The sequence below is a fragment of the Streptomyces sp. NPDC093795 genome (genome assembly GCF_044764665.1).
GTDB lineage: Bacteria > Actinomycetota > Actinomycetes > Streptomycetales > Streptomycetaceae > Streptomyces.
In genome coordinates this window covers 42810-54140 of the sequence record NZ_JBIWIO010000011.1, presented here as the reverse complement: position 1 = coordinate 54140, position 11331 = coordinate 42810, and the positions used below count along the sequence as shown (strand labels likewise).

The 11331-nt window shown below is 71.2% G+C and carries 6 protein-coding genes; 5 read left to right on the top strand and 1 reads right to left on the bottom strand.

Annotated features, from left to right (window positions below; genetic code table 11):
- Positions 1–3 precede the first annotated feature (3 nt).
- Positions 4–2085: a hypothetical protein gene (locus tag ACIRB7_RS26925; protein WP_403603365.1), complete on the bottom strand. Its 2082-nt coding sequence runs from the start codon at positions 2083–2085 to the stop codon at positions 4–6.
- A 315-nt stretch (positions 2086–2400) separates the two neighbouring features.
- Between ACIRB7_RS26925 and ACIRB7_RS26920 the strand changes: the two genes are divergently transcribed.
- The 5 genes from ACIRB7_RS26920 (at position 2401) to aceE (ending at position 11207) form a co-directional block, all read left to right on the top strand.
- Entirely contained in the window at positions 2401–3909 is a 1509-nt protein-coding gene (locus ACIRB7_RS26920) for a leucyl aminopeptidase (RefSeq protein WP_403603363.1), read from the top strand.
- A 275-nt stretch (positions 3910–4184) separates the two neighbouring features.
- Positions 4185–5573 carry a dihydrolipoyl dehydrogenase gene (lpdA, locus tag ACIRB7_RS26915; protein ID WP_351220771.1) on the top strand — a complete coding sequence of 463 codons (1389 nt, stop codon included), beginning with the start codon at positions 4185–4187 and terminating at the stop codon, positions 5571–5573.
- A 63-nt stretch (positions 5574–5636) separates the two neighbouring features.
- The gene (gene sucB, locus ACIRB7_RS26910; RefSeq protein WP_403603361.1) at positions 5637–7433 is read left to right on the top strand and encodes a 2-oxoglutarate dehydrogenase, E2 component, dihydrolipoamide succinyltransferase; all 1797 of its coding nucleotides are present in this window, start codon (positions 5637–5639) and stop codon (positions 7431–7433) included.
- Between the two features lie 116 nt (positions 7434–7549).
- On the top strand, positions 7550–8173 hold the full coding sequence (locus tag ACIRB7_RS26905) for a GntR family transcriptional regulator (RefSeq protein WP_351220338.1): 624 nt from the start codon (positions 7550–7552) through the stop codon (positions 8171–8173).
- A 328-nt stretch (positions 8174–8501) separates the two neighbouring features.
- Positions 8502–11207 carry a pyruvate dehydrogenase (acetyl-transferring), homodimeric type gene (aceE, locus tag ACIRB7_RS26900; RefSeq protein ID WP_403603359.1) on the top strand — a complete coding sequence of 902 codons (2706 nt, stop codon included), beginning with the start codon at positions 8502–8504 and terminating at the stop codon, positions 11205–11207.
- Positions 11208–11331 lie beyond the last annotated feature (124 nt).

The window sequence follows — 11331 nt, the reverse complement described above, 5'->3', positions numbered from 1 at the left end:
TGGTCAGGCGGTCGGGAGCGTGAGTGTGACGCTGGTCTGGAGCAGTTCGGGCGTGGTCCAGGCGGAGCGGGTGCCCGCGTACGGCGCGCCGAAGGCGGTGGTGCCGATGAGGAGGTGCTTGCGGGTGCCCTCGGGGGCGGTGATCGGCGCGGTGAGACCGGCGGGTGCCTTGACGGTGACCGTCGTGCCGACGCGGTAGGCGGTGACCTTTCCGGCGGCGAGGGCCTGGTCCCAGGCGGCGCGGCGGAGCAGTTCGGTGCCGACGTCCTTCTGACGCGGGTTCACCACCGGGGCGCTGGGGGCGAACAGGGTGCGGTAGTCGGCGAGCACCCGGTCGAGGACGGGGTAGAGGAGGCGTTCCTCGGCGAGGTTGGACTGGTGCACGTAGTGCGGGCGCGGGTCGTTGCCGAGGACGTGCGAGAGGGCGGTCCTGGCTTCCTGCGGGACGATGTGGTCGGCGTAGCCGGTGGTCGTCGGGAGCGGGCCCGGCAGGCAGGTGGAGGCCGGGTTGGACTCGCAGATCCCGCTGCCGCCGTCGGCGCGGGAGGTGTAGACCCAGTTGTACTCGTCGGTCATCTCGGCGGCGGTGCCCACGTTGTAGTACACGTTCATGGGGTGGCGTGGCACGGTCTTCGCGGCGCCGGTGGCGGTGCCGAGGGAACGTTGCTGCGGTTCGCGGGAGTTGTCGCTGGCGAGCCACTTGACGCCGTTGTCGGCGAGGGCGCCGGCCAGGTGGGGGTTGTCGGCGGGCTGCTGGGGAAGCGTCCTGAGGCCGGAGTGCTCGCCGGTGACGAGTTCGCTCCGGTCGACGGAGATGCCCTTGCCGACGGCCCAGTTGTGGTTGTTCCGGATCTGGGCGGAGAGCTCGGAGCGGCCGACCCAGAGGGTGTTGCCGGCGGTGTCCTTGGCGCACTGCCAGGGCACGACGGTGTTGTCCTGGACGCAGCCGAGGAAGGGGTGGGTGTAGGTGTGGTTGATCCAGCGGTACTGGGCGCGGTCCGCGACGAGCCGGTCGGTGAGCGGGTCGGCGCCGCCGTGCTCGGTCTTCCACTGCTCGCCCTGGCCGCCGTTGTAGACCATGTCGAGGGTGAAGCCGGAGGCCTTCTGCCAGGCGGCGGCGTACTGGGCGTCGGCGACCGTCATCCGGATCGGGTTCACGCCCTCGCCCTCGTCGCCGGCGCAGTCGAAGTCGCCGGGGGTGCAGTTGAGGGCCGTGTCCCAGCGGGCGTCGGGCGCGAAGACGTCGTCGACGTGGACGGAGAGGTAGTTGCGGCTCTGCCCGAGGTGGACGCCCTGGGTGAGCCATTCGACGATGCCGCGGGCGAGGGCGCGGAAATGCCGCTGGTACTGGTTGTAGGCGAACGTGACGACGAGTTCGCGGCGTCCGTCGGCGGTGTACTCGCCGACGAGGCTGGCCCGGCCGCCACCGGCACCGTCGATGGGCACGTCGACGTAGCTGGTGTAGCCGGCGCGGGGCCGGCCCGCGTAGCCGTAACTCTCGGCGATCGTGGGGTCGTTGTCCTCGAAGGTCAGCGCTCCGGAGAGGTACCGGAAGGGGCCCGCCTTCCCCGCGGCGGTGACGCCGGCCGTGGTCCCGTCGAGGACGCCGGACCAGCCTCCCTCGTTCGTGTAGTCGAGACCGACGCCGGGGTGCGACCAGGTGTAGGCGTCGACCTGCGGGATGCCGAACCTCTGCTCGTACGTCCGGAGGGCGGTGTGCTCGGCGGAGTCGGGCCCGAAGGCGGTCTCGTGCGGCAGGACGACGCCCTGGTACTTGGCGCGGGGGCGTCCGTCGACCGTGTCGCTGAGGAAGGCGGTGTCGAGGACCGGCCGGTTCGGGTCGTTCAGGTCGATCCTGCGGTACGGGACGCCGGAGCCCTTCAGCTCGGCGGTGATCGCCCCGACCGCGCTGCCGCCGTCGTCGACGACGAGGACGGTGAGGTCGATCCGGGGCGCGGGGGCCGTGACGGCCTGCGCGGACGGGACGACGGTGGCGAGCAGCGCGGCGGCGGCGAGGGCCGCGATCCTGGCGGTGCGGGCGCCGCGAGGCGCGGTTCTGGGCGTACGGATTCGGCCGGAGTCCATCAGGTGGTGTCCCCCCTCGGCAGGCCCGCCCGCACCGAAGCACGGAACGGAGGACCTGTGGAGATGCTGCAGATGATGCGAAGACGAGAGCGTCGTCCTTGCGTGACTGAGGCGAGTGTGAAGGAGCGTTCCGAGCCTGAACGGTAAACATGAAAGAGACACCACGGATGAGTGAATCACCGCCGCCGTGAGCGAACCGGATGAGCGAGCGTAGGCTCGTTCTCGGCGCTCTCCGGGCCGAAATACGATGCGGCGGGCACGGTCGGCCCATCCCTCGACCGCTACAGAACTCAATGGAAGCGAGATTTCACCACCGTGACTGCTCTCACTCTCAGCACTGCCGGCGCGGCGACGCTGCGCGCCGACGCCCTCGTCGTCGGCGTCGCGAAGTCCGGCAAGACGCTCGTCGTCGCCCCGGGCGCCGAGGCCGTCGACAAGGCCTTCGACGGCCGGCTCGCCGCCGTCCTGGAGACGCTGGGCGCCTCGGGTGCCGAGGGTGAGGCGACCAAGCTGCCCGCCCCCGCCGGCCTCAAGGCCCCCGTCGTCCTGGCCGTCGGCCTGGGCTCCGCCCCCGAGGACGGCGCGTCCTACGGCGCGGAGACCCTCCGCCGGGCCGCCGGTGTCGCCGCCCGCACCCTGAACGGCGCGAAGAAGGCCGCGTTCGCGCTGCCGATCGCCGCCGCCGAGGACGCCGCCGCCATCGCGGAGGGCGCCCTGCTCGGCGCGTACGCCTTCACGGCGTACCAGGAGAACGGCAAGGACGCGAAGAAGCCGCTCGGCGAGGTCGCCCTGCTCGGCGCCAAGCCGCGCGACAAGGCCCACAAGGCCGCCGCCGAGCGCGCCCAGGCCGTCGCCGAGGAGATCAACCGCGCCCGCGACCTGATCAACATGCCGCCGAACGACCTGACCCCGGCCGCGTTCGCCGCCGCCGCCCAGGCCGCCGGCAAGGAGCACGGGCTCAAGGTCCAGGTCCTCGACGAGAAGGCGCTCGCCAAGGGCGGCTACGGCGGCATCCTCGGCGTCGGCAACGGCTCCGAGAACCCGCCGCGCCTGGTCCGGATCGCGTACACCCACCCGAAGGCGGAGCGGACCCTCGCCCTCGTCGGCAAGGGCATCACCTACGACTCGGGCGGCATCTCCCTGAAGCCGGCCGGCCACAACGAGACGATGAAGTGCGACATGAGCGGCGCCGCCGCCGTGTTCTCGTCCGTCGTCGCCGCGGCCCGCCTCGGCCTGGAGGTCAACGTCACCGGCTGGCTCGCCCTCGCCGAGAACATGCCGTCCGGCTCCGCCACCCGCCCGGGCGACGTGCTGCGCATGTACAGCGGCAAGACCGTCGAGGTCCTCAACACCGACGCCGAGGGCCGTCTCGTCCTGGCCGACGCGCTGACCCGGGCCTCCGAGGAGCAGCCGGACGCGATCGTCGACGTGGCGACCCTGACCGGCGCCATGGTCCTGGCCCTCGGCAACCGCACCTTCGGCATCATGGCCAACGACGACGACTACCGCTCCGCGATCCACGAGATCGCCGAGGAGGTCGGCGAGGCGTCCTGGCCGATGCCGCTCCCCGCGGACCTGCGCAAGGGCATGGACTCCCCCACCGCCGACATCGCCAACATGGGTGAGCGGATGGGCGGCGGCCTGGTCGCCGGTCTCTTCCTCCAGGAGTTCGTGGGCGAGGGCATCACCTGGGCCCACCTGGACATCGCGGGCCCGGCCTTCCACGAGGGCGCTCCCTACGGCTACACCCCGAAGGGCGGCACCGGCTCCTCGGTCCGCACCCTGGTGAAGCTGGCCGAGCGCACGGCCGCCGGCGAACTCTGACGGGTCCGCGACGGCCCCGGGTCCGAACGGGACCCGGGGCCGTCGCTGTCCGCTCGCGACGAAATCCGTAGGTTCGTACGCCCGGGTCCGCCCTCCGTACGGACGATCGGCCGTCTCAGAGCACGGCCCCGCGTCCCGCCAGCCGTCAACAAGTGCGAAGATGGGTTCTCGGCAGGACAGGGCCCCCACCACAGGGCCGAAATAAGCGGCCGAACACCAGCCGCCGCCCGGTCACTGAAGACCGGCGACGAGCGCACATGCATGGAGGACGTGACGTGGCGAACGACGCCAGCACCGTTTTCGACCTAGTGATTCTCGGCGGCGGTAGCGGCGGTTACGCCGCGGCGCTGCGCGGAGCGCAGCTGGGCCTGGACGTCGCACTGATCGAGAAGAACAAGCTCGGCGGCACCTGCCTGCACAACGGCTGCATCCCGACGAAGGCACTGCTCCACGCCGGCGAGGTCGCCGACCAGACGCGTGAGGCGGAGCAGTTCGGTGTCAAGGCCTCCTTCGAGGGCATCGACATCAAGGCCGTGCACAAGTACAAGGACGACGTGATCTCGGGCCTGTACAAGGGTCTGCAGGGTCTCGTCGCCTCCCGCAAGGTGACCTACATCGAGGGCACCGGCCATCTGTCCTCCCCGACCTCCGTCGACGTCGACGGGCGCCGTGTCGAGGGCCGCCACATCCTGCTGGCCACCGGTTCCGTGCCGAAGTCCCTCCCCGGCCTGGAGATCGACGGCAACCGGATCATCACCTCGGACCACGCGCTGACCCTCGACCGGGTCCCGGAGTCCGCGATCATCCTCGGCGGCGGTGTCATCGGCGTGGAGTTCGCCTCCGCGTGGAAGTCCTTCGGCACCGACGTCACGGTGATCGAGGGCATGAAGCACCTCGTCCCCGTCGAGGACGAGAACAGCTCGAAGCTTCTTGAGCGCGCGTTCCGCAAGCGCGGCATCAAGTTCAACCTCGGCACCTTCTTCCAGTCGGCCGAGTACACCGACAACGGCGTCAAGGTCACCCTGGCCGACGGCAAGACCTTCGAGGCCGAGGTGCTGCTCGTCGCCATCGGCCGCGGCCCGGTCTCCGCCCGTCTCGGTTACGAGGAGCAGGGCGTCGCGATGGACCGCGGCTACGTCCTGGTCGACGAGTACATGCAGACCAACGTCTCCACGATCTCGGCCGTGGGCGACCTCGTCCCGACGCTCCAGCTCGCGCACGTCGGCTTCGCCGAGGGCATCCTCGTCGCGGAGCGCCTGGCCGGTCTCAAGACCGTCCCGATCGACTACGACGGCGTGCCCCGGGTGACGTACTGCCACCCCGAGGTCGCCTCCGTCGGCATCACCGAGGCCAAGGCCAAGGAGATCTACGGCGCGGACAAGGTCGTCGCCCTCAAGTACAACCTCGCGGGCAACGGCAAGAGCAAGATCCTCAAGACCGCGGGCGAGATCAAGCTCGTCCAGGTCAAGGACGGTGCCGTGGTCGGCGTCCACATGGTCGGTGACCGCATGGGCGAGCAGGTCGGCGAAGCGCAGCTGATCTACAACTGGGAGGCGCTGCCGGCCGAGGTCGCGCAGCTCATCCACGCCCACCCGACGCAGAACGAGGCGCTCGGCGAGGCCCACCTGGCCCTGGCCGGCAAGCCGCTGCACTCCCACGACTGACGCTCATCGTCATCACAGGGCGCGACGACCACTTTCCGCAATTCGTTAGGAGCAACTGAAACCATGTCGGTTTCCGTAACCCTGCCGGCGCTCGGCGAGAGCGTCACCGAGGGCACCGTCACCCGCTGGCTCAAGGCCGAGGGCGAGCGTGTCGAGGCCGACGAGCCGCTGCTCGAGGTCTCGACCGACAAGGTCGACACCGAGATCCCCGCCCCCGCCTCGGGCATCCTGGCCTCCATCAAGGTCGCCGAGGACGAGACGGTCGAGGTCGGCGCCGAGCTGGCCATCATCGACGACGGCTCCGGCGCCCCCGCCGAGGCCGCCGCCCCGGCCGCCGAGGCCGCTCCGGCCGCCGAGGCCGCCCCGCAGCAGGAGGCCCCGGCCCCCGCGCCGCAGGCCGCCCCGTCCACCGAGGCCGAGGCCCCGGCTCCGGCCCCGACGGCCGAGGCGGCCGCCGGCGGCGGTTCCGCCGAGGGCACCGACGTCGTCCTTCCGGCGCTCGGCGAGTCCGTCACCGAGGGCACCGTGACCCGCTGGCTGAAGTCGGTCGGCGAGGAGGTCACGGAGGACGAGCCGCTGCTCGAGGTCTCCACGGACAAGGTCGACACCGAGATCCCGGCCCCGGTCTCCGGTGTCCTCCTGGAGATCGTCGTCGGCGAGGACGAGACCGCCGAGGTCGGCGCCAAGCTGGCCGTCATCGGCGCCGCGGGTGCCGCTCCGGCCGCTCCCGCCGCTCCGGCTCCGGCCGCCCCCGCCGCCGCTCCGGCTCCGGCTCCGGCCGCCGCCCCGGCCGCTGCCGCTCCGGCTCCGGCTCCGGCTGCCCCCGCCGCCCCGGCCCCCGCGCCGGCGGCTCCGGCCGCCCCGGCCCCGGCCCCGGCCCCGGCCGCCCAGGCTCCGTCGCTCGCCCCGGCCCTGGTCACCCCGGCCCCGGCCGAGGACGGCGCCTACGTCACCCCGCTCGTCCGCAAGCTCGCCACCGAGAACGGTGTCGACCTGGCGGCCGTCAAGGGTTCGGGCGTCGGCGGCCGTATCCGCAAGCAGGACGTCCTCGCGGCCGCAGAGGCCAAGAAGGCCGCCCCGGCCCCCGCCGCCGCCGCTCCGGCAGCCGCGAAGGCCCCGGCCCTCGAGGCGTCGCCGCTGCGCGGTCAGACCGTCAAGATGACCCGCATGCGCAAGGTCATCGGCGACAACATGATGAAGGCGCTGCACGGCCAGGCCCAGCTGACCTCGGTCGTCGAGGTCGACATCACCAAGCTGATGAAGCTGCGCACCCGCGCCAAGGACGCCTTCGCCGCCCGTGAGGGCGTCAAGCTGTCCCCGATGCCGTTCTTCGTGAAGGCGGCGGCCCAGGCGCTGAAGGCCCACCCGGTCATCAACGCCCGGATCAACGAGGACGAGGGCACGATCACCTACTTCGACACCGAGAACATCGGTATCGCGGTGGACTCCGAGAAGGGTCTGATGACCCCGGTCATCAAGGGTGCGGGCGACCTCAACATCGCCGGCATCTCGAAGAAGACCGCGGAGCTGGCCGGCGCCGTGCGCGCCAGCAAGATCACGCCGGACGACCTGGCCGGCGCGACCTTCACCATCTCCAACACCGGTTCGCGCGGCGCGCTGTTCGACACGATCATCGTGCCCCCGAACCAGGTCGCCATCCTGGGCATCGGCGCCACCGTGCGCCGTCCGGTCGTCATCAACCACCCTGACCTGGGTGAGACGATCGCGATCCGCGACATGACGTACGTCGCGCTGTCCTACGACCACCGTCTGGTGGACGGCGCCGACGCCGCCCGCTACCTGACGTCGGTCAAGGCGATCCTGGAGGCCGGCGAGTTCGAGGTCGACCTCGGCCTGTAGGACGTACGCCGAAAGGCAACGTAACGAGCCTCACCTGCGGCGCCCCCGTCCGGAAGTGTTTCCGGGCGGGGGCGCCGCCGTATTGTCTAAGGGTCAACACTCCCCGAGGAGCCTTCATGACCGTCCCCGTCGTCCACTCGCTGCGCGAACAGATCCGCGAGCACATCGTGGAGGGGATCGTCAGCGGCCGCTGGAAGCCGGGCGAGCGGATCGTGGAGCGCCGGATCGCGACCGAGCTCGAGGTCTCCCAGACCCCCGTCCGCGAGGCGCTGCGCGAGCTGGAGTCGCTGCGCCTGATCGAGTCGGCGCCGAACAAGGGCGTCCGGGTCCGCAATCTGACCGCGGCCGACCTGGAGGAGAGCTACCCCGTACGCGCGGGTCTGGAGCAGATCGCGGCCGAACTGGCGGCCCGGCGCCTGGCGGCGGACTGCTCGACCCTCGAGCCGCACGTGGCGGCGCTGTACGAGGCGGACGCGACCTCCGACGGGACGGCGCAGGTACGGCACACGGTGGCGTTCCACCGGGAGCTGGTGAAGGCCGCGGGGAACGGCGTACTCCTGCACACCTGGGAGACGCTGGGCATCGAGGTCTTCACGGCCCTGTCGATCCGCTGGCTCGGCACGGTCCAGAAGTCGTACGCGGAGGAGCACCAGGAGCTGGTGGAGGCCTTCCGCCGGGGCGATCCGAACATCGGGGCGCTGGTGAAGGCACATGTGCTGGGCTGCGCCCCGAGAGCCTGATCCAGATCTTTGAGCGCAGATCTTTACGCACAGGTCTTTACGCACAGTGAGCGGGTCCGCCGTCCGGCGGGCCCGCTCATTCGTGCGGGCACCTTCTCAGAAAACGGCTCCCACCTGCGAAAACAAGCCCAAAAGTAGGCACCGGGTGCCCTGTTTCGCGGCACCCTGTGCCGACTTTCTCGATCTGAAGAGGTTTTCTCCTTCAACCCTTTGATCGATCATCGATCGGCGGCTTACAGTCTTCGGCGGGCCGCTACCCGGCCCTTCGCCCTGTCCTGCCAGACAAGGCACCCCTTCTTCACCCCCACCTGTCCGGAAGGCGGCGATCATGACCGATCCCGTAGGCAAGATTCCGAGCGAGCTCGACCAGCTCCCGGACCGTGACACCGAGGAGACCGCCGAGTGGGCGGCCTCCCTGGACGCCGTCACCAAGGCCGCCGGCCCTCACCGGGCCGCCTACCTGATGCGCCGCACGCTCCAGCACGCCGAGGGCGCGGGCCTCGCCCTGCCCAAGCTCCTGGAGACGGACTACGTCAACACGATCCCGACCTCCGCCGAGCCGACGGGCGCCGCGTTCGACGGCGACGAGGACATGGAGCGCCGGATCACCGCCTGGAACCGCTGGAACGCGGCCGCGATGGTCTCCCGCGGCTCCAAGTACGGCGTCGGCGGCCACATCGCCACCTTCGCGTCGGCCGCCTGGCTGTACGAGACCGGCTTCAACCACTTCTTCAAGGGCAAGGAAGCCGACGGTTCCGGCGACCAGCTCTACATCCAGGGTCACGCCGCCCCCGGCATCTACGCCCGCGCGTTCCTGGACGGGCGCCTGAACGAGGCCCACCTCGACAACTTCCGGCAGGAGTCCGGCGGCAACGGCCTGCCCTCCTACCCGCACCCGCGCCGCCTCCCCTGGCTGTGGGAGTTCCCCACCGTCTCCATGGGTCTCGGCCCGCTCTCCGCGATCTACCAGGCGCGCTTCAACCGCTACCTGACGAACCGCGCCATCAAGGACGTCTCCGCCTCGCACGTGTGGGCGTTCCTCGGTGACGGCGAGATGGACGAGCCCGAGTCGACCGCGGCCCTCGCCCTGGCCGCCCGCGAGGGTCTGGACAACCTGACCTTCGTCATCAACTGCAACCTTCAGCGCCTCGACGGCCCGGTCCGCGCCAACTTCAAGATCGTGCAGGAGCTGGAGGCCCAGTTCCGCGGCGCCGGCTGGAACGTCGTGAAGTCGCTGTGGGGCAACGCCTGGGACGAGCTGTTCGCGCTCGACACCACCGGCGCCCTCGTCCGCCGCCTCCGCGAGGTGCCGGACGCGCAGGTGCAGACGTACCAGACCCGCGACGCCGCCTACATCCGCCAGGACTTCTTCGGCAAGGACCCGGCGCTCGTCGCGATGGCGCAGCTGCTGAGCGACGACAAGATCCTGGAGTGCTTCCACCTCTCGCGCGGTGGCCACGAGCCGCGCAAGGTGTACGCCGCGTACAAGGCCGCCGTGGAGTTCAAGGGCGCGCCGACGGTCATCCTCGCGCAGACCGTCAAGGGCTTCACCCTCGGTGAGGGCTTCGCGTCGAAGAACGCGAACCACCAGATGAAGAAGCTCTCGAACGACGAGTTCAAGAACATGCGGGACCTGCTCGACCTGCCCATCTCGGACGCGCAGTTCGCCGACGGCCAGGTGCCCTACGGTCACCCCGGCGCCGACTCCCCCGAGGTCCGCTACCTCCAGGAGCGCCGCGCGGCCCTCGGCGGCCCGGCCCCGGCCCGCCGCACCCAGCCGCTCGCCCCGCTGCCGGCCCCGGCCGAGAAGGCCTTCGCCGCCTTCGACAAGGGCTCCGGCTCGCAGTCGATGGCGACGACGATGGCGTTCGTGCGGCTCATCAAGGACCTGATCCGCGACAAGGAGACCGGCAAGCGCTGGGTCCCGATCGTCCCGGACGAGGCCCGTACCTTCGGTATGGAGAGCCTCTTCCCCTCGCTCGGCATCTACTCGCCGAAGGGCCAGACGTACGAGCCGGTCGACCGCGACCAGCTGATGTACTACAAGGAGGCCGTCAACGGCCAGATCCTCAACGAGGGGATCACCGAGGCCGGTTCGATGGCCGACTTCATCGCCGCTTCCACCGCGTACTCCACGCACGGCGAGGCGATGATCCCGTTCTACATCTTCTACTCGATGTTCGGCTGGCAGCGGACCGCCGACCAGATGTGGCAGCTCGGCGACCAGCTCGGCCGCGGCTTCCTCGTCGGCGCCACCGCGGGCCGTACGACCCTGACCGGTGAGGGCCTCCAGCACGCCGACGGCCACTCGCCGGTGATCGCGGCGACGAACCCGGCGGCGCTCACGTACGACCCGGCGTTCGCCTACGAGGTCGCGGCGATCGTCAAGGAGGGTCTGCGCCGGATGTACGGCGAGGCCGCCGAGGGCGAGGACCAGAACGTCTTCTACTACCTCACCGTCTACAACGAGCCGATGCCGCAGCCGGCCAAGCCGGCCGGGATCGACGAGGGCATCGTCAAGGGCCTCTACCGCTTCAACACGGCGGAGTCGGCCGGTCTCGACCTCCCCGCGAACGCCCCGCGCATCCAGCTCCTCTCCTCCGGTACGGCCATCCACTGGGCCCTGGAGGCGCAGAAGCTGCTCTCCGCCGAGTGGGGCGTGGGCGCCGACGTGTGGTCCGCGACCTCCTGGACCGAGCTGCGGCGCGACGCCCTCGAGGCCGACGCGGCGCTGCTGCGCGGCGAGGAGCAGGTGCCGTACATCCGCACGGCCCTTGAGGGCGTGGACTCCCCGGTCCTCGCCGTCTCCGACTACATGCGCCAGGTCCCGGACCAGATCGCGCAGTGGGTCGAGCAGGACTGGTCCTCGCTGGGCGCCGACGGCTTCGGCCTCTCGGACACCCGTGACGCGGCCCGCCGCCACTTCGGCGTCGACGCCCAGTCGATCGTCGTCGCGGCGCTCGCGCAGCTGGCGCGGCGCGGCGAGGTCCAGGCGACGGCCGTGAAGGAGGCGCGCGAGCGCTACGGGCTGTAGGCAGGACCAGGGCTTTCCTGGGCCGAGGGGCCGGGGGGGGGGCCCCGGGGGGGGGGCCCCCCCCCCCCGGGGGGGCCCGGGGGGGGGGGGGGGGCCCCCCCCCCCGGGGGGGGCCCGGGGGGGC